Annotated in this window: 22 protein-coding genes and 2 pseudogenes; 10 read left to right on the plus strand and 14 right to left on the minus strand. The window is 39.6% G+C overall.

Annotated features, from left to right (window positions below; genetic code table 11):
• Window positions 1-238 (plus strand): annotated as a pseudogene (locus BK583_RS21090) (IS110 family RNA-guided transposase); the annotation flags it as partial.
• A 396-nt stretch (window positions 239-634) separates the two neighbouring features.
• Here BK583_RS21090 and pdxT read toward each other — a convergent pair.
• Window positions 635-1,210, minus strand: a complete 576-nt coding sequence (pdxT, locus tag BK583_RS15080; RefSeq protein WP_055737219.1) for a pyridoxal 5'-phosphate synthase glutaminase subunit PdxT — start codon at window positions 1,208-1,210, stop codon at window positions 635-637.
• Between the two features lies 1 nt (window position 1,211).
• Window positions 1,212-2,099 carry a pyridoxal 5'-phosphate synthase lyase subunit PdxS gene (gene pdxS, locus BK583_RS15085; RefSeq protein ID WP_038478110.1) on the minus strand — a complete coding sequence of 296 codons (888 nt, stop codon included), beginning with the start codon at window positions 2,097-2,099 and terminating at the stop codon, window positions 1,212-1,214.
• Window positions 2,100-2,219: 120 nt separating this feature from the next.
• On the opposite strand from pdxS, the gene pdxR reads away from it, so the two are divergent.
• Window positions 2,220-3,641 carry a MocR-like pyridoxine biosynthesis transcription factor PdxR gene (pdxR, locus tag BK583_RS15090; RefSeq protein WP_055737220.1) on the plus strand — a complete coding sequence of 474 codons (1,422 nt, stop codon included), beginning with the start codon at window positions 2,220-2,222 and terminating at the stop codon, window positions 3,639-3,641.
• A gap of 232 nt (window positions 3,642-3,873) precedes the next feature.
• Window positions 3,874-5,094, plus strand: coding sequence for an IS110 family RNA-guided transposase (locus BK583_RS15095; protein ID WP_245804421.1), 1,221 nt, complete (start codon window positions 3,874-3,876; stop codon window positions 5,092-5,094).
• 403 nt (window positions 5,095-5,497) lie between these two features.
• Here the strand turns inward: BK583_RS15095 and BK583_RS15100 are convergent, their stop codons facing one another.
• Entirely contained in the window at window positions 5,498-6,064 is a 567-nt protein-coding gene (locus tag BK583_RS15100; RefSeq protein WP_055735760.1) for an NADPH-dependent FMN reductase, read from the minus strand.
• Window positions 6,061-7,119, minus strand: coding sequence for an LLM class flavin-dependent oxidoreductase (locus BK583_RS15105; protein ID WP_055735761.1), 1,059 nt, complete (start codon window positions 7,117-7,119; stop codon window positions 6,061-6,063). Before BK583_RS15105 ends, BK583_RS15100 begins: the two co-directional genes overlap by 4 nt.
• 129 nt (window positions 7,120-7,248) lie before the next feature.
• Between BK583_RS15105 and BK583_RS15110 the strand changes: the two genes are divergently transcribed.
• Entirely contained in the window at window positions 7,249-7,581 is a 333-nt protein-coding gene (locus tag BK583_RS15110) for a winged helix-turn-helix transcriptional regulator (RefSeq protein ID WP_038478098.1), read from the plus strand.
• A 39-nt stretch (window positions 7,582-7,620) separates the two neighbouring features.
• Here the strand turns inward: BK583_RS15110 and aroD are convergent, their stop codons facing one another.
• From aroD to BK583_RS15125, 3 genes are all read right to left on the minus strand, one after another.
• Window positions 7,621-8,385, minus strand: coding sequence for a type I 3-dehydroquinate dehydratase (aroD, locus tag BK583_RS15115; protein ID WP_038478095.1), 765 nt, complete (start codon window positions 8,383-8,385; stop codon window positions 7,621-7,623).
• Window positions 8,386-8,434: 49 nt separating this feature from the next.
• On the minus strand, window positions 8,435-9,163 hold the full coding sequence (locus BK583_RS15120) for an IclR family transcriptional regulator (protein WP_055735762.1): 729 nt from the start codon (window positions 9,161-9,163) through the stop codon (window positions 8,435-8,437).
• A 127-nt stretch (window positions 9,164-9,290) separates the two neighbouring features.
• A complete protein-coding gene (locus BK583_RS15125; RefSeq protein ID WP_055735763.1) occupies window positions 9,291-10,124 on the minus strand; it encodes a sugar phosphate isomerase/epimerase family protein in 834 nt (277 codons plus the stop codon).
• Window positions 10,125-10,377: 253 nt separating this feature from the next.
• Here BK583_RS15125 and BK583_RS15130 point away from each other — a divergent pair, with 253 nt between their 5' ends.
• Genes BK583_RS15130 through BK583_RS15140 form a run of 3 tightly spaced genes read left to right on the plus strand, consistent with a single transcriptional unit; the run spans window position 10,378 to window position 13,348 of the window.
• Complete coding sequence (locus BK583_RS15130; protein ID WP_055735764.1) at window positions 10,378-11,418, plus strand: Bug family tripartite tricarboxylate transporter substrate binding protein; 1,041 nt, start codon at window positions 10,378-10,380, stop codon at window positions 11,416-11,418.
• Window positions 11,411-11,839 (plus strand): tripartite tricarboxylate transporter TctB family protein, encoded by a 429-nt coding sequence (locus BK583_RS15135; RefSeq protein ID WP_038478084.1) that lies wholly within the window; start codon window positions 11,411-11,413, stop codon window positions 11,837-11,839. The genes BK583_RS15130 and BK583_RS15135 overlap by 8 nt, the downstream gene beginning before the upstream one ends.
• A gap of 30 nt (window positions 11,840-11,869) precedes the next feature.
• Window positions 11,870-13,348 carry a tripartite tricarboxylate transporter permease gene (locus tag BK583_RS15140; RefSeq protein WP_055735765.1) on the plus strand — a complete coding sequence of 493 codons (1,479 nt, stop codon included), beginning with the start codon at window positions 11,870-11,872 and terminating at the stop codon, window positions 13,346-13,348.
• A gap of 38 nt (window positions 13,349-13,386) precedes the next feature.
• Here the strand turns inward: BK583_RS15140 and BK583_RS20825 are convergent, their stop codons facing one another.
• The 5 genes from BK583_RS20825 to BK583_RS15160 form a co-directional block, all read right to left on the minus strand.
• Entirely contained in the window at window positions 13,387-13,542 is a 156-nt protein-coding gene (locus BK583_RS20825; RefSeq protein WP_158318499.1) for a hypothetical protein, read from the minus strand.
• A 74-nt stretch (window positions 13,543-13,616) separates the two neighbouring features.
• Window positions 13,617-14,069 (minus strand): GNAT family N-acetyltransferase, encoded by a 453-nt coding sequence (locus BK583_RS15145; protein ID WP_055735766.1) that lies wholly within the window; start codon window positions 14,067-14,069, stop codon window positions 13,617-13,619.
• Window positions 14,066-14,713 carry a TVP38/TMEM64 family protein gene (locus tag BK583_RS15150; RefSeq protein WP_038478078.1) on the minus strand — a complete coding sequence of 216 codons (648 nt, stop codon included), beginning with the start codon at window positions 14,711-14,713 and terminating at the stop codon, window positions 14,066-14,068. The genes BK583_RS15145 and BK583_RS15150 overlap by 4 nt, the downstream gene beginning before the upstream one ends.
• A 42-nt stretch (window positions 14,714-14,755) precedes the next feature.
• Window positions 14,756-16,096, minus strand: a complete 1,341-nt coding sequence (locus BK583_RS15155; protein ID WP_055735767.1) for a hypothetical protein — start codon at window positions 16,094-16,096, stop codon at window positions 14,756-14,758.
• A gap of 202 nt (window positions 16,097-16,298) precedes the next feature.
• Window positions 16,299-16,709: a hypothetical protein gene (locus BK583_RS15160; RefSeq protein WP_055735768.1), complete on the minus strand. Its 411-nt coding sequence runs from the start codon at window positions 16,707-16,709 to the stop codon at window positions 16,299-16,301.
• A 183-nt stretch (window positions 16,710-16,892) separates the two neighbouring features.
• On the opposite strand from BK583_RS15160, the gene BK583_RS15165 reads away from it, so the two are divergent.
• A complete protein-coding gene (locus tag BK583_RS15165; RefSeq protein WP_055735769.1) occupies window positions 16,893-17,192 on the plus strand; it encodes a hypothetical protein in 300 nt (99 codons plus the stop codon).
• Between the two features lie 22 nt (window positions 17,193-17,214).
• Here BK583_RS15165 and BK583_RS15170 read toward each other — a convergent pair whose 3' ends face one another.
• A complete protein-coding gene (locus BK583_RS15170) occupies window positions 17,215-18,684 on the minus strand; it encodes a protein adenylyltransferase SelO (protein WP_038478066.1) in 1,470 nt (489 codons plus the stop codon).
• 278 nt (window positions 18,685-18,962) lie between these two features.
• On the opposite strand from BK583_RS15170, the gene BK583_RS15175 reads away from it, so the two are divergent.
• Together BK583_RS15175 and BK583_RS15180 are read left to right on the plus strand one after the other, a co-directional pair.
• Entirely contained in the window at window positions 18,963-19,529 is a 567-nt protein-coding gene (locus BK583_RS15175; protein WP_051667391.1) for an RNA polymerase sigma factor, read from the plus strand.
• Window positions 19,522-20,295 carry an anti-sigma factor gene (locus BK583_RS15180; protein WP_055735770.1) on the plus strand — a complete coding sequence of 258 codons (774 nt, stop codon included), beginning with the start codon at window positions 19,522-19,524 and terminating at the stop codon, window positions 20,293-20,295. Before BK583_RS15175 ends, BK583_RS15180 begins: the two co-directional genes overlap by 8 nt.
• Before the next feature lie 305 nt (window positions 20,296-20,600).
• On the opposite strand, the pseudogene BK583_RS21095 reads toward BK583_RS15180, so the two are convergent.
• A pseudogene (locus BK583_RS21095) lies at window positions 20,601-20,838 on the minus strand (IS110 family RNA-guided transposase); the annotation flags it as partial.

Here is a 20,838-nt window from a genome sequence, read left to right on the forward strand (position 1 = left end):
TGGAAATCCCAAAGGGAGAAAGATTTTATATCTCATCATTCGGAACATGATCCGCCAGCAGAAAGCAGCTCCTAATCATATTGTCGAGTATTATTACAAATTAAAAAAGCAACCTACCCCCAAGAAGGACAAGGTTGCCGTTGTCGCTTGTATGAACAAGCTCATAAAGTGTATGTATTCCATGGCTAGGAATCATACAGAGTACGATTACTCGCACGCGGTCTCAATGGACCAATAACTGTAGTATACCATAGGAACCTTATTTAAAAATAGACAGGGATAAGGTTTATTTCCTATGCCTAGATTTAAAAATAACATCATCAGAATTATTATAAAAACCCTATTGACTAAACGTAGGAAGAGAGGCTGGGACATAACGAAAAGTAGTAGTTGAAATGACGAATAGTCTAAACTATGCTGAGTAGCACCGCTACAAGAGAATCCTTCGCTTTCCGGGAACACGGCCTCAGCTCCTCCGTGGGAAACCGCCACTCCAGAGTCTTCAGACACGTGCTGATCCCCCAGGAGTCTTCGGGTTCTCCTTCCGCTAATGTTCATATAAAACAAACGACGAACGTTCCTATTTTCAGGAATGTTCGTCATTTTGGTCTGTCTATCTACTTTTGTCCTAGTCTCATTTATATTCTTTTACCATTTGAATAAAGAGCTGATGCATTCTTGGATCATCCGTCAACTCAGGATGGAATGAGCATGCAAGAAAGGAACCTTGTCGCACTGCTACAATTTCATTATCGTACTCACTTACCACTTCAACCTCTTCTCCAATCTCCTGAACAAGAGGTGCACGAATAAAGACAGCTTCTACATATTCTGAAATACCCATTACAGATAAATGCGCTTCAAAACTTTCTCGTTGTCGACCAAACGCATTTCGTTCGACGACCATATTAATAAAACCTAGGTGTCCCTCTTTTTGATCGGTAAGAGAGCGAGCCATTAAGATCATACCCGCGCACGTACCAAAAACAGGCCTTCCCTTTTCTCCAAATGCTTTTAGTGGCTCAAAAAAATGATCGTTGTCAATAAGACGCCGCATCGTTGTTGACTCGCCACCTGGAATAATAAGGCCATCAATGGTTTCAAGCTGCTCCACCCGCTTTACAGCAACACCAACAGCACCATTCTCCTCTATCATCTTAATATGCTCACTCACCGCACCTTGGAGAGCAAGTACACCAACTTTCACCATACTACCAGCCACGATCCTGCATACGTTCTTCTGGAGCAATTGTTGAAATATCTAGCCCTTTCATAGCTGTTCCTAAATTCTTTGAAAGTCGTGCAATTAAATCATAATCTTTGTAGTGGGTCGTCGCTTCTACGATCGCGCGAGCAAATTTTTCTGGTGATTCTGATTTGAATATACCTGAGCCAACGAACACCCCATCTGCGCCAAGCTCCATCATTAATGCCGCATCTGCAGGTGTTGCCACTCCGCCTGCTGCAAAATTCACAACTGGAAATTGACCAGTTTCTTTTATGTGAAGTAGAATTTCATATGGAGCACCAATGGTTTTTGCTTCTGTCATTAATTCATCTGTTGACATATGAATCACTTGTTTAATTTGAGCCTGCATTTTTCTCATATGACGAACGGCCTCTACAATATTTCCTGTACCTGGTTCTCCCTTCGTACGAATCATAGATGCCCCTTCACCAATCCGACGCGCAGCTTCGCCAAGGTCACGAGCGCCACATACGAATGGTACAGTAAAGTCACGTTTATTCAAATGATAAACCTCATCTGCTGGTGTTAACACTTCACTTTCATCAATATAATCTACACCCATTGCTTCAAGAACTCGCGCTTCTACAATATGACCGATACGCGCTTTTGCCATAACAGGAATGGAGACGGCTTGAAGTACCTGTTCAGTAATCGTTGGATCAGCCATACGAGCCACTCCACCTGCTGCACGAATATCTGATGGTACACGCTCTAGTGCCATAACTGCAACCGCTCCTGCTTCCTCCGCGATTTTCGCTTGCTCTGCATTAACAACGTCCATAATGACGCCACCTTTTTGCATTTGCGCCATTCCTTGTTTCACTCGATCTGTTCCTAACATACGTTCCATCTTGTCCACTCCTTTTTGATTGCATTTTTCAGATTTATTTCATAGTATAAAAAGAAACTGACTGTATTGTAAGTGCCAGTTTTCAAAAAAATAATGGGTTCAGATGAGAGGGACGAAAAAATGGATTTACTATGGGTACATTTAGACCGAGAGGCAACAACACCTCTTTATGAGCAGCTTTATTTGCATGTAAAAAAAGAAATTACTTCTGGCCGAATTGATCACGGTACAAAACTTCCATCAAAACGAAAGCTCGCTGAATTTTTAAAAGTAAGTCAAAATACCGTTGAATCGACCTATAACCAGCTTGTTGCGGAAGGGTATGTGGAAGTGCTCCCACGGAAAGGTTTTTTTGTACAAGCATACGAACAGCTTGACTATGCACCTGTTTCATCCCAACATACAACTACAAGCGTAGCAGATTCACCACCTATTCGTTTCAACTTTCACCCTACGCATATTGATACACGCTATTTTCCATTTGATAAGTGGCGAAAATACGTACGTCAAGTTGTCGACCAATCGAATCAACAGTTACTTTTACTTGGACATGCTTCAGGCGACCAACCGTTTCGACAAGAGATTGCCAATTACCTTTATCATTCCCGTGGTGTCCAGTGTACATGGGAGCAAGTGGTTATCGGTGCTGGAATGGAGACATTAGTGCAACAACTCTTTCTTTTATTTGGTAAGAAAAGTGTTTATGGCATTGAGGACCCTGGCTATCAACTTATGCGTAAACTATTACGTCATCATCCACATGAATTTTATCCATTTACCGTTGATGAAGAAGGCGTGGATGTACAGGCACTTACTCAATCACCTGTGAACATTATGTACACCACCCCTTCCCACCACTTCCCTTATGGAGCGGTTTTATCTGTCAACCGGCGTCAACAACTGTTAAAGTGGGCAGAGGAAAAGAACGACCGTTTCATTATTGAAGATGACTACGATAGTGAATTTCGCTATAGTGGTAAAACCATTCCGTCTCTTCAAAGTATGGATAAGCACCATAAAGTGATCTATGTTGGCAGTTTTTCGAAGTCACTTATTCCATCCGCTCGGCTAAGCTATATGGTGTTACCACAAACATTAATAGAGCGGTATAACAATCTGTTTTCGTTTCATCACTCTACCGTCTCTCGAATTGATCAGCATGTTCTTACTTTATTTATGCAAGCTGGAGATTTTGAAAAGCATGTAAACCGTATGCGGAAACTTTATCGTCGCAAGCGTGACATCGTCTTACAAGCCATGAAGCCATATGAAGATCAATTATCCATCATTGGTGAGCGCTCTGGGCTTCATATTGTCGTCGTCATTAAAAACGGTATGAGTGAAGAAGCCCTCGTTCAAGCTGCAAAAGATGCGCAAGTAAGGCTCTATCCCCTCTCGCACTATACAATTGAACAACCTGTTTCTCAGCACCCCCGTATTGTGCTTGGCTTTGCCAGTATTCCTGAGGAACAACTAGAAGAAGCAGTTACAACAGTCCTTCACGCATGGAATTATACAAAACATACTAAGATTAGTGGGTAAGATCATCGACGGATGAATCTTACCCACTATTTTTCGTTTAGGCGTATAGTGAGAGGTGAAAGAAAGCTCGACCTAAGCCTCAAGGATCTAGAATCCGTATTAAAAACCGAGCTTCTTCACTTTCATTACTGAGTCAGGTTTAAGTATGTTGGGGCCATTGAGCTCGTGTAGAGGAAATTAGAATCGGAATGATTAAGTGAAGACCTTTCAATGCTAAATGAAAAGAGGAACAATGATGGAGTTTGTAGTCGCTTTAGATGTATCAATGGGGAAAAGTTACTCGGTCATTTATCAAGACCAAAGATTTTTGTACGAAGAAGAAATTGCTCATAATCAACTAGGATTTCAACAGCTATTCGATCACATTCAGACCCTTCCAGGTAGTGTGACCGTTGTCTTTGAAGCCACAGGGATTTATTCCAAACCAGTGGAGACGTTTTGCCAAAGGAATGCTTTACGTTACTGTATTCTTAATCCGTTAGAGGCTAAAAAACAGCTTGAGCTAGGGACACTCAGAAGCTGGAAAACCGACAAACACGATGCCCACTTATTAGCTCAGTCTCATTCCCTTCACAGAAGAGAGGAAACTCAAACGCAATCCATCATCTATCAACATCTGCGTGACCTCTCGCGTTTTTATCAAGAGATTGAAGAGGAAATTAAACGGATGCGTATGTATCTACACAATGCACTCCAGCTTAGTTTCCCAGAGCTTGAACAATTTTTCTCGAGTCGAATTACACCTTACGCTTTAAGTCTGATTGCGCTCTTTCCTCATCCCGATCTTGTTTTAAGGTCGAGTATCACAAAAATTAAAAATCAGCTCATCAATCATACGTTAAAAAACATTTCACAGAATCGCGCAAAACAGAAAGCAGTCGAGATCATGAGCTACGCTCACTCTTCTTACCCAGCCGTCTCTATAGAGAGTGTTCAAACTCAAAAGGTACGATACTATGCGCGTCAGCTTCTTCATCTTTTAGAAGAAAAAGAACGCGTATCTAAAGAACTGATCGAGGAAGCCAAAAACCTTCCTGAGTTTGATTTATTTCTTAGCGTACCTGGTATTGGAGAAATTAGTGCAGCTCTTGTGATGGGGGAACTTGGTGATCTGTCCCGCTTCTCAAATCACAAAAAAGTGAACGCCTTCGTGGGAATTGATATCCGCAGATATCAATCTGGCAAATATCATGGACAAGACCATATTAATAAACGTGGAAATCCCAAAGGGAGAAAGATTTTATATCTCATCATTCGGAACATGATCCGCCAGCAGAAAGCAGCTCCTAATCATATTGTCGAGTATTATTACAAATTAAAAAAGCAACCTACCCCCAAGAAGGACAAGGTTGCCGTTGTCGCTTGTATGAACAAGCTCATAAAGTGTATGTATTCCATGGCTAGGAATCATACAGAGTACGATTACTCGCACGCGGTCTCAATGGACCAATAACTGTAGTATACCATAGGAACCTTATTTAAAAATAGACAGGGATAAGGTTTATTTCCTATGCCTAGATTTAAAAATAACATCATCAGAATTATTATAAAAACCCTATTGACTAAACGTAGGAAATAAGAGGCTGGGACAAAAGTAGATAGACAGATCAAAATGACGAACATTCCTGAAAATAGGAACGTTCGTCGTTTGTTTTATATGAACATTAGCGGAAGGAGAATCAGAAGACTCCTGGGAGATCAGCACGTGTCTGAAGACTCTGGAGTGGTGGTTTTCCACGGAGGAGGCTGAGTCCGTGTCCCCGGAAAGCGAAGGATTCTCCTGTAGCGGTGCTACTCAGCATATTTTAGACTATTCGTCTTTTCAAACACTACTTTTCGTTATGTCCTAGCCTCATTTAAAATCCGTATGCGTCTTCTGCTTCTTCTTGTATTTTTTTAAATGTTCTCGTTAAGAGATGAGTATCTTCAACAAGTCGACCAATACGGAATTCAACATCATCATTCACTAATTGTTTCTGCTGAAAATCTTTCTCTTCTGCGAACACGATGGTTTGAACAAGCTGTGCTTTCATATAGCTTAAAATAGGCTTAAGCTGTTGCTCTGCTACTAAATAGTGTTTTGAGCTACCAGCTGTTACAACAATGCTTACGACTTTATTCTCGAAAGCATTTACAGGAAGCAAATCGAATATGTTTTTTAATGCGCCAGGGATAGACGCTTGAAATATAGGGGTTCCTATAATAAGTGCATCTGCATCCATTATTGTACGTGCCACATATCCAGTATCTCCTGTATAGTCAATAAACTGACGACCGTCACTATATTGAATATCATGCTCAGCTAAATCAATGAGCGTGACATTTGTTGACTCATCATAGGTTTGTATTTGACGAACGACTTCATTCATAATCGTTCTTGTTTTTGATCCGACGACCGATCCAGATAAAGCAACGGTTTTCACGCCGATCCCTCCTTTGTATATTTCCGAATAGCAGGAAGAATGTCTGTTGCTATTAACTCTAAATTTTTCTTTAGTTCATCAAATGGTACTCCACCAAAATCAAGCTGAGCAATGTAACGTTGGTGGCCAAACAATTCGTATTGATAAAGAATTTTTTCAATAATTTGCTGAGGGCTGCCGACATTCAATACGTCTCGTACATCCTCTCCTTGTGCAAATGCTCGTTTTGAAAAACCAGATCCGTTCGTTAATTTTATCCCTTCATTCACACAAGGATAATAGGCACGCTGAGCTTCTTGGGTCGTTTCCGCGGCATAGAAAAGTCCAGCTGTGGCGATTGGAAATTCATCTGGATTATAACCACTTTGCGTTAATGCACTGCGATACGCATCAATTGAACGTTTAAACGCTTCTGTCGGACCAGCCAAGTGAGCAAGAAACATCGGCACACCAGCAATGCCTGCTTTAATGGCACTTGCAGGCGAGCCTCCAACAGCACGCCAAATTGGCATTTTCCCTTCTAATGGTCGAGGTAAAACCTCAGCATCGCTAAGGGATGCTCGAAATTCACCGTTCCATGTAACCCGCTCTTCTTTGTTAATCTGATTTAGTAAGTCAAATTTCTCTTCAAATAATTCCTCGTAGTTGCGCAAATCATAACCAAGAAGCTCATATAGACCTACACGGGAAGCTCTGCCTGCAATGATTTCTGCTCGTCCATTTGAAATTAAGTCAATCGTTGCAAAGTCTTCATATACACGAACTGGATCAGATGTACTAATAATCGTAGAAGAACTACCGATTTTTATGTTTTTTGTTGCCTGTGCAATTGCCGCGAGTACAACGGAATGTGCCTGCGTCGCAAAGTAAGCTTGATGACTTTCACCAACACTAAAAAAATCTAAGCCAGCTCCATCTGCAAGCTTAGCAAATTCAATAATTTCATGAAGGCGCTGCTGGGCAGAAATACGTTTTCCTGTATGTGGATTCGGAAGATGATCTCCTAGCGTATAAATACCGAATTCCAAACCATTTTCTTTTTTTATGCGATTCATGGAAATCCTCCTCACTTCATTAAGTTACATTGTTTGTATCTTCTTTCATTTTGCCTTATGATAAACACATTTAAAAGTACGTACTTTCATGAAAGAAGGTATACAAAAGTATACTAAAGGAGTCATTTTATGAATATCATACCTGATCAATGCCAAGTAAATCAGGCGTTGGAGATATTTGTCGGCAAGTGGAAGCTACTCATATTACTTCATTTAATAGCCAATGGCACGACACGTTTTGGTGAGTTTCAACGGGTTATACCGACTATAACCCCAAAAGTACTTACACAACAGCTTAGAGAATTAGAAGAAGAAAACATTATTGAGCGGCACGTTTATCCAGAAATTCCGCCAAAAGTTGAATATACGATTAGCACATACGGGAAGACGTTAGAGCCGATTTTTACAGCCATGCACACTTGGGGTCAAAACCACTTGCTCTATAAGCAATCACGCAAATAAGAAAAACATGTTCCCTTCCATAGGCAACATGTTTTTCTCTTATTCTTGACTGGCGTCAATTACGTCGAGTACCTTTTCAAGTTGATCAATTTGGATTTGTCCTGGTGCAGAAGCCGTTTGACCGACAGCAAAACTAACAGCAGAACCGAAAGCACCTCCAACTAGACGAGAAAGGGCTCCTTTAGGACCCATTGACATCGTAATGATAGGAATCGTTAGTCCTCGATTTGCTTCTTCTGTTACTTCAGCTACAAGTAATACATCACGAAGGGACTTTGGCATTAATGCAATTTTCCCTACGTCCCCACCTTCTTCTTGTGCTTGCTTTAAAACATCCAGCAGTTCCTCTTTTTTCGGTGTTTTTGAAAAATCGTGAAACGACATAACTGTTTGTATCTCCTTGTCCTTAGCAAGTGAGAGAATGGTTTCTTTCGCTTCTTTCGGGCAGCTTAACTCCACGTCAACAGCATCAATAATATCCGCTTCTAAGACACTGACATATAGTTTGGTTACTTCTTCCTCACTTAAGGTGATGGGTTGTCCCCCTTCACGATTTGAACGTCTTGTAAATAATACAGGTATCCCCCTCGCGTTCTCTTTTATCCATTTCCCTGTTTCAATAACAGATTCAGTCTTATCAATCTCTTCGAAGAAATCAACACGCCATTCAATGAGTCCAGGCTGCTTCTTAGTAATAACAAAAAGTTCTTCCTTGATTGCTTCGAACGTTTTTCCTACCAGAGGGGCACAGATTAATGGACGTTTAACGTGCTCAGCTTTCATTTTCTTAATAATTGTTGACATACTCTTCTCCTTCGTTTGCATCCCTTTATCGTAAACGCTTTCTTTATTTTTAATCATGCTCGACTTGTGCTATTACGTCTTTTAAACGTTGCTTAAATTCGTTTATCTTTTCATTTGAGAATCGCTGAACAAGGCCAGAGATTGATAAACAATGGGTTACACTCCCATCACGATTCGGGACTGCTACTGCAATTGCCGCTAGTCCAATTTCACGTTCTTCAATACTAATAGCTATGCCTGATTCTTTAATTTGTTGCAGTTCAGCTAACCGTTCGTTTTGTTCAACCATTGTTAAATCCTTTATAGCTTCCTGCTTTCGTTGTTCAGACTGATAAGCCAGTAGGACCTTTCCTCCTGCTCCTGCATGCAGCGGTAGTAATTCGCCAATTCGAACTGCATGTCGGAGAGGCTGATATCCTTCAAACTGTAAGATACATACCCGTTTTCCTCGGTCAATTGTATATAAGTTCACTGTTTCTAATGTTTCGTCTCGAAGTTGCTTCATAAGCGGTGCCATCACATCTTTCAGCTGATACGCATCTTTTGCAATTTGACCTAAATAAATTAACTTGGTTCCTAGCTTATACTTACCTGTTTTGTCATCTCTCTGTACCAGCATTTCTGTCTCGAGACTTGTTAGCAATCGGGTTGTTGTCGACTTTGCTAATTCAATTTCATTTGCAATTTGTGTTAAAGAAAGTTCTTGTTTTTGAAACGAAAAACAATCTAGAATGGATAGTGCTCGCCGAACAGTTCGTAATGAATCACGTTTTTCCATGACTCTATGTCTCCACCTTTTCAACAACTATTAAATAATCGTTTGTTAAAAAGAGTGTACCATAACCAATTTAACATTTCTGAAATCATACCATAAAACCCTTTGAAACACTAGTATACAAGATGATTTACTTTTTTACTATACGAGTATCCTTTTCCTGTACAAACGTTTTTGCAGATTCTAAACATTTCTTTATATACTCAAACGTTCCTAACTCTTTCGTTCTTTGCTTATGTGGCATCTCAAGTGAAAAAACAATATCACTAGGTAAACGCGTTACCATGTCTTTTAAGGGAAGCCCACCTTCACCTATATACAACCTCTCTTCTCGTAAAATACGTGTCATCTCTTCTTTTTTTACTGGAATTTCTCTTTGTGCATCACATAAATGAAAATAGTGAAGCCATTCTTTAGGGATGGTTTTAAGATCATCTATACAATCATCCGCTCGATGGAAGTGATGAGCATCAATCATTAATCCTACATTTTCTCTTTTTACATCTTCTAATACATGAATAGCTCCCTTTAGCGTTTTCACAGATGCAATTGGTACTGATTCCAAATTAATAATTAGTCCATACGGCCTTGCTAGATCACATAACTGAGCAAACTTTTCACGACCAAGCTCTGTATCATCTGTCCATATACTACTTAAGACGTGTTTTGCTCCAAGTTCTGCCGCCACTTCAAACGCAGGTTCATAGATAAGTGGGTCAATGTCCGCATGAACTCTGGCCAATTCTATATCATGCACATTTAAGCCTGTTTGTTGAAGGGCTATTTTCGTTTCTTTAAACATTACTTTATTGGTTGCTAAGTCATAGTTTGGTTCATCAGGTAACCCCATATAGATCGGACGAATACTCACAAAGTCGTAACCAGCTTGTGCTGCTAGATAGGTTAATTCGGGTGGCGCACACTCTAATGCAGTGAGATGAGCTAGAGAAAATTGATGTTTCATCATTGCCCTCCTTTTATTTTTATACTAGTATACAAGTATTTCTTATCAAAATTCTAGCGATACACCTATTCATTTGTCAACTACTTTCCTCTTCCTTTCTCTGTTGATTGTTTTTTGCTGAATTGCAAAAAAACAATGACAAGTTCTTTTTTGTTTGCTACAATTCACTTACACATTTCCGTTCTACAATGTTATCATTCCATTTAACGGAACATTATTGAAAACGCTTTCCAAACGCTACAGAGGTGATTCCATGTTTTCTAAAAGAGTATTCGTACTCCCTTTTCTTATTTTATTCTTATCTTCCTGCAATCCAGTCACAACTGGTGTCGAATCAGAAACATACCCATCCCGCTCAATTACTGGCGTTATTCCATTTGGACCAGGAGGAGGAGCCGATTCTATTGCTCGAGTCATTAGCCAACATACTGAACCTATTTTAGGTGAATCCATCGTCCTGCAAAATGTTGAAGGTGGCGCTGGTTCAATTGCTGCTTACGATGTACATAAGGATCCAGCAAACGGATATAAAATCTTATTTGGCGCAGAAAACCCTAATTTGTATCGTACAACAGGAATATCTGATTTAAGTTATCATGACTATGAACCAATAATGTTGTTTGCTAGAACCGTTCCTATTGTCATCGTCCACCCAGACTCGCCTTTCCAAACATTAGACGATTTAATTGAACAAGCGGAAGCAGATCCTGGTAAAATTTTAATGGCCACAACAGGTCCTGTCGGAACTTCTGGTGTCGTGACAAGCATGTTAGGGCTTGATTTTGCAATGGTGCCTTACAAAGGAGAAGGTGCTTCCATCACCGGTTTAATGGGAAAGCAAATTGAAGCATCAATCGTTTCATTACCATCCGCTTACAATTATATTCTTGCTAATAAAGTACGAGTGTTAGGAATTGTCAACGACACTCGCTTAGAAGACTTTGGGGATTGGCCTGCTCTTGGTGAAGTAGCACCTGATTATTTGGAACACCTTCCTTGGGGTGCATATTACGGAGCATACGTAAAGAAAGGAACACCTGAACCTATTATTGAAACACTTAGAGATAGCTTTACACAGGCTTTTCATACAGACGAATTTCAATCGTTTATTGAAAGGAGTAAAATGATTCCCCTTGGCCTCACTGGGGATGAGGCGCTAGCCTATCAGACAGAATGGGAATCAAGAACAAACTGGTTCCTTTACCAATCTGGCTTTGCTGAACATCCAAGCAATTACAACATCCCCATTCCTCGTAATGAAACACAGAAAGAAAGGAAGAACCCTTTTGATTAAATCACCTGCATTTTATTTCTACATTGGTTGGATTGCGGTTAGCATTCTTTTCGTAACACAAGCAATGCGCATACCTGTTTATGACGAATTTCTATCCTCAGGACGTTTTCTACCCCTCGTCCTGTCTTTTTTAATGGTTGTATTTTCTTGTATACTAGCGTATCAGCATTTTAAGTCTTTAGAAGACGTTACATATGAGCTTTCAAATTCATTTTACTTTTTTGGCTTTATTAGTCTCGTTTTTGTTTATATCATTCTCATACCCTATGTTCCGTTTAGCATCGCCACTTTATTGTTTTTATGTATAAGCTTTCTATTTTTCCGAACCCTCTCTATATGGAAAAGCTTCCTTCTATCATTAGGGCTTGTCGTTGTCATTGTATTTGTCTTTCAAACGGTTTTTCAAATTGTTTTCCCTTAATTTTAATTCGCTACAGAAAAGAGGAACGTTATGGAACAATTTTTTATGCCGCTATTTGACTATCAGCTTCTACTTCTCGTAGCCTTAGGAACTTTTGCTGGTATTTATGTTGGAGCTATTCCTGGTCTCTCTGTTACAATGGCAACTGTTTTGCTTTTATCTCTCACGTATTCATGGGACACATTATCTGCACTTGCTCTAATCGTTGGGGTATATGTTGGTGGTGTGTACGGAGGTGCTCGCCCTGCCATTCTTTTAAATATGCCTGGTGGTCCCGCTCAAATTGCTACTTCCTTTGATGGTTATCCACTTGCGCAGAAGGGCGAAGCAGGGTTAGCCATTGGACTGTCTACAATCTTATCTATTATTGGAGGAATGGTTGGTTTACTTCTACTTGTATTCGCCACTCCAGTACTTTCTGACATTGCCCTTTATTTCGCTCATAGAGACTATTTGTTGCTCGCTTTACTCGGTTTATTGTTAGTCGGTACCATGAGTCAAGGTGCATTTATTAAGTCGATATTTCTTGCCTGTTTCGGTGTCTTTATTGGTTTAATTGGTCTTGATATGATTTCAGCTAGCCCTAGGCTAACGTTTGGTCTAATAGAGCTTCAAAGCGGGATAAATGTCATTATTGCCATTCTTGGTCTATTCGGCTTTGCTGAGGTTCTCTATCAACTTTCTCAAAAAACACCGAAAAATCATAAAGAGAATGTCGTTGGTAAAATCATTCCGCCTTTAGCTATGTTAATCAAGTTCTTGCCCCTTACACTTCGAACATCCGTGATTGGTGCACTAGCTGGTGTACTGCCAGGAGTTGGAGGCGAAATTGCAGCTTTACTTGGCTATGACCACGCTAAACGTAGCATAAAAAAACCAAGTCGTCCTTTTGGAGAAGGCGCATATGAAGGGGTTATTGCGCCTGAAACAGCAAACAATGCAGCGATTGGTGGTGCCTTTGTGCCTATGCTCACACTTGGTATGCCAGGTGATGCAGTAACAGCAGTTATCATCGGCGCGCTTATTGTACACGGACTTGATCCAGGACCATTGCTCATTACGAATTCACCTGACTTATTTTGGGTCATCTGCGGTTCTTTATTTTTAGCGAATCTCTTTCTACTTGTATTTGGGATGACCGGAATCCATTTATTTAAAAAAGTCATTTCCATTCCAAAAGGTATCCTTATGCCAATTATCCTTGTTCTAATAGTGGTTGGAGCTTATTCTATTAACAATACGATGATTGATGTTTATTGGATGATCGGATTTGGCTTGTTAGGTTTTGTCTTACGATTGTTTGGTTTTCCACTGGCGCCCCTTGTTTTAGGCATTGTACTTGGACCCTTAATTGATCAATCGTATCGGGCAGCTATGATTACGGCTCACCATGACTTAGGCACGTTCTTTCTTGGCTATGTGACATCACCTATCAGCCTCGTATTAAGCATCCTCTTTAGTATTATGCTTTTGTCGACGATAAAAAGTTCCCGAAAAAAAGCTCAATAAAAAAACAAACAAGCCATTACCATTTACGGCTTGTTTGTTTACTTATGATCGTTATAGAAATAAACGGCTTCTTTTAATAAGTTGATTTGACTATCAATTTCTGCTCGATAGCAGGCATAGAGCAATTTATTTTGCTTCTCTTTTTTTAAAACAGTTAATTCACGCTCAAAAAGCTCAATCTCCCTTACAATCATTCTAAAACCTTCTTTCTGACCCTCTACTACTCTATCATACCTGCCTTTTTCGGTCTTTAAACCATAAATTTCAATTAAAAGTGAATCGCCATTCTAACCATATCGACTGCTTGTATTCCATTCTCCCAAATCGCTTCCTCATAATGTCGTAAAAAGAATCCGCGATCAATCCATTCCAATCGAAATCCACACCTTTGATAAAGAGCAATTTGGTGTATACCTGAGTTTGATGTTCCGATTTCAACTGTTTTATAACCTGCCTGTTTCGCCGTTTCAATGGCGTGCTGCACAAGTGCTTTTCCATATCCATTACCGTGTAATGCTTCTTTTACAGCTACATTGACAATTTCAATGGTCTCAGGCCTCGTTTGAATCATGACATAGCACCCAATGTGCTGTCCCTTTTGTTCATGTACATAGAAACTCCCTTGCTTAATATAGCTATCCACAATTTCTTTGTTAGGATCTGCTAACAATAAAAGATCGTATGGTACAACTTCATTTGGATGTAACTGTCTAATCGTCATTGTTCATTCACTCCACTTTTCATTCGCTTTGTCCATTTTTTCTTGACAGCAATAGTGCCCAATAGCAACACAACACCTATTAAAAGGAACCATTCCGCTCCTCCAGCAATAAGACCCTCCATTAACAAAAAAAGTGCCATTAAATAAAGACTGTTGCCTATAAACGTTGCAAAGAGAAAGGTTTTTACTGTTATCCGGCTACTTCCAGCTGCTACATTTATGAGGCTTGAAGGCATAACAGGAACAAGCCGACTTGTTAATACAACCCAAAAGCCGTTCTGCTCAATGGCTTGAACCCAATTTTTCCGAACTTTTTGTTGAAAGACGTGCTGTAGCCAGTAACGATATAAATAAAAAGACAATAGACTGGCTACGATACTTGTACCAAGGCTCCACGCATAGGCAAACCAAAACCCTAATAAGATATAGTTAAAAATTAGAATTAATGCGAGGGGAATAACCGTTAAGATGCTTTGAACCACCAATAACACAAAAGACAAGGATAATAAAAATGGCAGTGATTGTTGAAATAATTCACTCGCTTCGAGACCTTCACCTGTTCGTAGTTCTGTCACCCAACTTGATTGAGCAACTAGGACAATTGATAAGATAATTAGAATGGCTGTGGCTATTTTTATGATCATGGCACTCTACTTTCCTTACTTGTTTTTCTTTTAAAGAGAGAATCAGAGAACGCTAAATACCGTTGCCACAGCTACAATAAACAACAGGTAGCCAAACGCAAACAATAAGTTTTTCTGGATAATCGAATAAGGATTTGCCTGCAATTGCATCGCAAGTATGGTAGGCGTTATATTAAATGGTCCAATCATGACTGTGCTTAATCCCACGCCTATTAAAAGTACACTAACACCATATGGATGCACGATCATCGCCTCAGCTAAGAATGGTGAAAAAATCGCAATGGAAATTAAAGGATGGAATCCAATCAGTGCAAAACTAAAAATACATAAAGCAATAAGTAAATAGAATAAAAGAATGGGCCCAGTTTCGTAAACATAGGAGAAAAAGAGATCCATTTGATCAAATAGTGTCGTATAAGGAAAGACTTCCACAAAAAAGCCAGCCGCTAAAAATAAAAAGAACAGACCATGAAGCTGAGTGGTATTTCCTTTTACATATGCAGAGCTTAAAAGTAAAAATCGTTTCCCTTTTTTAATGATAAATGCCCATAAAAATGTAAATGGAATAATTAATACGGTAACCGAAAATAAAAACGATTGAGGAATAAGGCTATTTAAGGTTAAAAGAACGACGATAAAGCATGTAATGGCAAATCCAAGTTCTAATAATTTCTTTCTCAACTGCGCCGGATTATGGTTTACCTCAACAGCTGCTTTTAAATCAATATGCTGTAATTGTCGATTATGTATAAACCAGTCGAGTGAAATAAATAAAATACTAATGGTTAGCAACGTTGGAAACAACAGCAAATAACTTGTTCCAGTCATATCAATGGTTGAAGCAACAAGAACTTCTGTTGGGCTCCATAAAAGCACAAGTCCATACGCACGTAAAATACTATGGGCAAAAAAACGTTGAATAAATGCATCCTTTAACTGAGATACTTGTGCTTTCACCGTTGAAACAACTACTGGAACTGTTGCTACATTTAAAAACAACGTTAGCATATAGGTCATCAATGATGTACGTCTATATAATCTCACCATTGTTAATTGCGGTGGTTTACGAATCATTTGACCAAGAGCTCGATCGTATTTTCCAACCGCGATAATGGTACTCATATAGGGCAATACAAATAGCAAAGCTAATAAACTTGTCATCGAGCCGAATAAAGAAAGAAACGCTCTTTCTTGTGGAACATAAAGAAAAGCACAAATAAGACCAACAAAAAAGAAAGCCGTTCCTGCCCAAAAATATAATCGCTTCACTTTAAAAAAGTTCAATCCAATGATAACAATGGCCAAGCTGCCGATGATACTTTGAATAGCAATGTGCTCAAAAAATTCACTTATGACGTGCAGTAAGATTAAACTAAGATACAAATAAAAAATGGCACTCTCCTACTTTCGCCTGCTAAGAATCTAAGTAAAAGTATACCATCTTTTCTATGAATATATGGGAGTTATGCAGTTATACAGTAAATGGATATGGACTTCCCTTCAAAAAAAGAAGAGAATGGGTGCAGTCATTCTCCTCTCCTACATAAGATTTCTACGTAACCTTTAAAAATCCTCTACCCAATTATTAACCTGCATAGTTACGTTGTTTTTTCCACTCATCTAATGCTAAAATACGAACAGCTCCATTCGCTTTACTATATTGAATCGTTGCCTTTAACCGTTTTCTCCCCTTTACTTGATAGGCGAAAAAATAAGAAGAATTGGGGTCATCTTCAAGGAATTCGACTCCATCAGGAAATCGCTTCAGTAATGACAAAATAAGGCGAGACCACCTTGCTTCATCTTCGTTAAAGGAAAGTAGAACAATGAGCTGATTATTGCAAAAGGTAGCGCCATCATACTTTCGAACCTTATACAGTTTGCCATCTTCAGCTTGAAAGACCCAATCTTCTTCAGTATCCGAATGTAACGTTGTCTTCATTTGTAAAAACCCTTCTAGACATTGTTGCGCTTCATGGGTTAACTGAACATTCATGTTCACACCGCCTTTACCTTTCTTCTACGTTTAGCCTATTCCATTTATCCATCGGTTCTCCTCCCTTATCGACGAAACCTCTAATAACAAGTCACTGTTCTTCGTTTTCTGCATACGTCATAACCATTGCGAATGTTTAACACTATGTAATTAGGCTATAAATTAATAGGAGGTGTAAGGGGTATGGAAGAACACCAATCAAAGAGTAAAAGCGAAGTTTGGTGGCGAATTGAAGTCATTGCATGGGTTCCGTTTGTTATCACAATGGCGGTTTCCTTTTTACTTACACTTCATTACAGCTTGTTAGATAACACGATCACTACTACAATCGCATACACCCGCTCCACCACTCTAATTGTCGCCCTTATCCCCAAGACGATTAAGTGTTATTACCTAGGCTTAAAAAGAACCTACGCTTATGGAAGTCTTGCTTCTCTTCTTTTACTCGATCTCCTTTATAGCGTCTTCTTTCACCAAGCATAAGAAAAAGACACCTCGCTAACGCTTAGGTGCCGCAGTATGTGATATATGGCGTCTTGCTTGCTGATACTTGTGCAAACCTTTTTGTCATCTCCGTCTCTTTAAACGGATCTCGAATAGCTACAAGGAACGCATGTAGCAATGTGTGGTCATCGTTTTTTTCAACGTCTTCTAACACTTGTTCCACATGTTCATTACGAGGAATGATAAAAGGATTTACACTCAACATTTGATTTTCAATGTCACTTTTTTTCCTTGACTGTTGATTCACACGGTTCTCCCACTCTTTCTTCCATGTCTGACAGTGTTCCATGTTTTCTATAGAAGCAGGAAGCGTTCCCTCTGTACTTAATTGTCTAAATGTGAGGGTATAATCAAGGTTATGATCAGACATTATTTTGAGCAGTCTTTCAATTAGTGAGCGGTCTTCTTCCTGTTCATCATCAATAAAACCTACTTTTTTTCTCATCCCCTTTAACCAATAGCTCGTATACAAAGGGGTAAAGGTTTCGATGGCCTGTTGGGCTAGCTGAACAGCTGTTTCTTTAGTACTTGCTAGTAACGGTAAGAGTGCTTCTGCTAATCTGGCTAGATTCCAGTTCGCCATATAAGGCTGGTTTCCATATGAGTAACGACCTTGTCTGTCAATCGAGCTAAAGGTTTTCATTGGATCATACTGATCAAGAAATGCGCACGGCCCATAATCTATGGTTTCACCACTAATAGCCATATTATCCGTATTCATAACACCGTGTACGAAACCAACCAATTGCCAATTTGCTATTAATTCCGCTTGTTTCTCAATGACCTGATGTAAGAAAGCAAGATACGGATTCTTTCCATCGCTAACAGTATGCTCATGTCGATTAATTGTATAATCAGCTAATGCTTTCAAGTCAGAAACATCTCCTCGTGCAGCCGCATATTGAAACGTACCAACCCGAATATGGCTTTTCGCCATTCTTGTTAAGACAGCACCTGGCAAACGCTTTTCCCTTTGCACTGCCTGTCCTGTTTTCACTACAGCGAGGCTCCGTGTTGTTGGAATACCTAACCCATTCATGCCCTCACTTATTAAATATTCTCTCAGCATTGGGCCAAGTGCAGCTCGACCATCTCCCCCACGTGAAAAACTTGTTCTGCCTGACCCTTTTAATTGGATATCGTAGCGCTCTTCATTTGGTGTTACGTGTTCTCCAAGTAGCAGCGCTCGACCGTCCCCAAGCATCGTAAATTGACCAAACTGATGACCTGCATACGCCTGAGCGATTCCTTCGCTTCGACTCGGAATTTGATTACCCACTAGCCAATCGCGCCCACTATCTGTACTGGCGATCGTCTCATCTATACCTCGCTCTTTTGCTAATTCATAATTAAAGATAACCAGTTCCGGCTCTGGTACAGGGTTTGCTTGTTGAAGACTATAAAAAGTAGCTGGTAACGATCGATAGCTATCTTCTAATTGCCACTCTCTTATCTCATGAGACTTCTTCATCGTCTTGTCCCCTTTTTAAATACATTGTATAATGCCATCTAACCACAACCGATATTGCCAATCAAGTTGAACTAAATAAATTACCCATTATGCAAATAAAATAAACCTTTTTTTAAAAAAAAGTGATCCAAATCAGTGCTTCGTACGTTTTCTTTGTAAGAAAGCTTTTCACACCTTTTTATTTGGCTTTTCTCGACAAATACATGTAAAATCAGCAAAGAGCTATTATTCCGATTTTTATGTTCCTAAATCGAGATCAAGTAAAAAAGGAGAATATGATGTCCGAACATGATGTACAGCTTTATAAAAAGCTTAGGCGCGGAGAAAAAGAAGCCCTCGAACAGATGTATGACAAATACAGCAAACTTCTTTTTTCTTTTAGCTTCAAAATGACGGAAGAGAAACAATTAGCGGAAGAAATTGTTCAAGAAGTCTTTATAAAAGTGTGGACACAAAAGAGTTCTTATGATGAAACAAAAGGAAAGTTCTCTAGCTGGTTGCTTACTATGACACGTAATATCGTAATCGACCATCACCGGAAAAAGCGAGAAGTCGCTTCAGAAATTGCGACGAAGGAAATGACAGAAGACCCTGATCCAAGTGTAGAGGATCAAGTCGAATGGAAAGAAAAACGTGCTGTCGTAAAAAAAGCCATCAGTCAATTAAAACCAGAACAACAAAAGGTCATCACCTTGTTTTATTATCAAGGATTATCACAGCAAAAAATCGCTGATTCGTGTGATCTTCCTTTAGGAACTGTAAAAGGAAGGTTACGACTTGCTTTAAAACATCTAAAAACCACGATCCAAGACATAGAACAGAATGGAGGGATCATTCATGAGTGAACAGTGCAATCATTTAATTGACTACGTTAACGGACAGTTGACAGATACAGAAACAAAAGAATTCGAAGCTCACTTATCAACATGTTCGATATGCGAAGAAGAATTAAATGAAATCAGAGCGCTTACGGATGACTTAGGGTTTGATGTAGATCCAATTGAACCTCCACCTGACATGAAAGAACGGGTACTTTCTGCTGCGTTTGCAGAGAAAGCGCCAGTTGAGTCTCAGTCTGCAGACGTTCAGAACCCAATTGCATCAGGATCTACAACAAACAAACAAGAACCACATGGATTAAAAAGAAAAAAGAAAGTAAATTGGCTTATTCCGACAATGGCTGCGGCACTCTTTCTTTCTTTAATTGGGAATATCTATACAGTTAGTCAGCTTGGTGAACCTGATGATGTAGCAATTGAACCAAGCATAACTGTTGATTCTTTGGTTCAACGGCTAAACTTACAACCAGCAGCAGAGACGATTCCTTTTCAAGCTACAGCTTCGTTTGTCAATAAAGATCATTATCAACAACTCGTTGTGGAAGCAGCTCAACTCTCCCAACCTGAGGATACACAAGTATACCAAGTATGGTTGTTAAAAGATGGTGAACCTTATCGAGCTGGTACATTTACTCCAGCCGAAGACGGGAGCGGTATCTCGACATTCGACATCGATCCAGAAATGGGTTACGATACCATTGCAATTACGATTGAGCCTGATGAAACAAGCGAGACACCTGAAGGCGACATTGTACTAGTAGAAGAATTATAAAATACCGAGGCTGGGACAAAAGTAGATAGACAGACCAAAACGACGAACATTCCTGAAAATAGGAACGTTCGTCGTTTGTTTTAGATGAAAATGAGCGGAAGGATTCTCCTGTAGCGGTGCTACTCAGCATATTTTAGACTATTCGTCATTTCAAATACTACTTTTAGTTATGTCCCAGCCTCTTTCCTACGTTTAGTCAATAGGGTTTTTATAATAATTCTGATGATGTTATGTTTAAATCTAGGCATAGGAAATAAACCTTATCCCTGTCTATTTTTAAATAAGGTTCCTATGGTATACTACAGTTATTGGTCCATTGAGACCGCGTGCGAGTAATCGTACTCTGTATGATTCCTAGCCATGGAATACATACACTTTATGAGCTTGTTCATACAAGCGACAACGGCAACCTTGTCCTTCTTGGGGGTAGGTTGCTTTTTTAATTTGTAATAATACTCGACAATATGATTAGGAGCTGCTTTCTGCTGGCGGATCATGTTCCGAATGATGAGATATAAAATCTTTCTCCCTTTGGGATTTCCA

This window comes from Shouchella oshimensis, from assembly GCF_002019765.1.
Lineage (GTDB): Bacteria > Bacillota > Bacilli > Bacillales > Bacillaceae_D > Shouchella > Shouchella oshimensis.

What these genes read in the sequence shown, in the direction of transcription:
- pdxT (WP_055737219.1), bottom strand. Translation starts at nt 1,210, where the DNA reads ATGGTGAAAGTTGGTGTACTTGCTCTCCAAGGTGCGGTGAGTGAGCAT.
- pdxS (WP_038478110.1), bottom strand. Translation starts at nt 2,099, where the DNA reads ATGGAACGTATGTTAGGAACAGATCGAGTGAAACAAGGAATGGCGCAA.
- pdxR (WP_055737220.1), top strand. Translation starts at nt 2,220, where the DNA reads ATGGATTTACTATGGGTACATTTAGACCGAGAGGCAACAACACCTCTT.
- BK583_RS15095 (WP_245804421.1), top strand. Translation starts at nt 3,874, where the DNA reads ATGATGGAGTTTGTAGTCGCTTTAGATGTATCAATGGGGAAAAGTTAC.
- BK583_RS15105 (WP_055735761.1), bottom strand. Translation starts at nt 7,119, where the DNA reads ATGAATCGCATAAAAAAAGAAAATGGTTTGGAATTCGGTATTTATACG.
- BK583_RS15110 (WP_038478098.1), top strand. Translation starts at nt 7,249, where the DNA reads ATGAATATCATACCTGATCAATGCCAAGTAAATCAGGCGTTGGAGATA.
- aroD (WP_038478095.1), bottom strand. Translation starts at nt 8,385, where the DNA reads ATGTCAACAATTATTAAGAAAATGAAAGCTGAGCACGTTAAACGTCCA.
- BK583_RS15120 (WP_055735762.1), bottom strand. Translation starts at nt 9,163, where the DNA reads ATGGAAAAACGTGATTCATTACGAACTGTTCGGCGAGCACTATCCATT.
- BK583_RS15125 (WP_055735763.1), bottom strand. Translation starts at nt 10,124, where the DNA reads ATGAAACATCAATTTTCTCTAGCTCATCTCACTGCATTAGAGTGTGCG.
- BK583_RS15130 (WP_055735764.1), top strand. Translation starts at nt 10,378, where the DNA reads ATGTTTTCTAAAAGAGTATTCGTACTCCCTTTTCTTATTTTATTCTTA.
- BK583_RS15140 (WP_055735765.1), top strand. Translation starts at nt 11,870, where the DNA reads ATGGAACAATTTTTTATGCCGCTATTTGACTATCAGCTTCTACTTCTC.
- BK583_RS20825 (WP_158318499.1), bottom strand. Translation starts at nt 13,542, where the DNA reads ATGATTGTAAGGGAGATTGAGCTTTTTGAGCGTGAATTAACTGTTTTA.
- BK583_RS15145 (WP_055735766.1), bottom strand. Translation starts at nt 14,069, where the DNA reads ATGACGATTAGACAGTTACATCCAAATGAAGTTGTACCATACGATCTT.
- BK583_RS15150 (WP_038478078.1), bottom strand. Translation starts at nt 14,713, where the DNA reads ATGATCATAAAAATAGCCACAGCCATTCTAATTATCTTATCAATTGTC.
- BK583_RS15160 (WP_055735768.1), bottom strand. Translation starts at nt 16,709, where the DNA reads ATGAATGTTCAGTTAACCCATGAAGCGCAACAATGTCTAGAAGGGTTT.
- BK583_RS15165 (WP_055735769.1), top strand. Translation starts at nt 16,893, where the DNA reads ATGGAAGAACACCAATCAAAGAGTAAAAGCGAAGTTTGGTGGCGAATT.
- BK583_RS15170 (WP_038478066.1), bottom strand. Translation starts at nt 18,684, where the DNA reads ATGAAGAAGTCTCATGAGATAAGAGAGTGGCAATTAGAAGATAGCTAT.
- BK583_RS15175 (WP_051667391.1), top strand. Translation starts at nt 18,963, where the DNA reads ATGTCCGAACATGATGTACAGCTTTATAAAAAGCTTAGGCGCGGAGAA.
- BK583_RS15180 (WP_055735770.1), top strand. Translation starts at nt 19,522, where the DNA reads ATGAGTGAACAGTGCAATCATTTAATTGACTACGTTAACGGACAGTTG.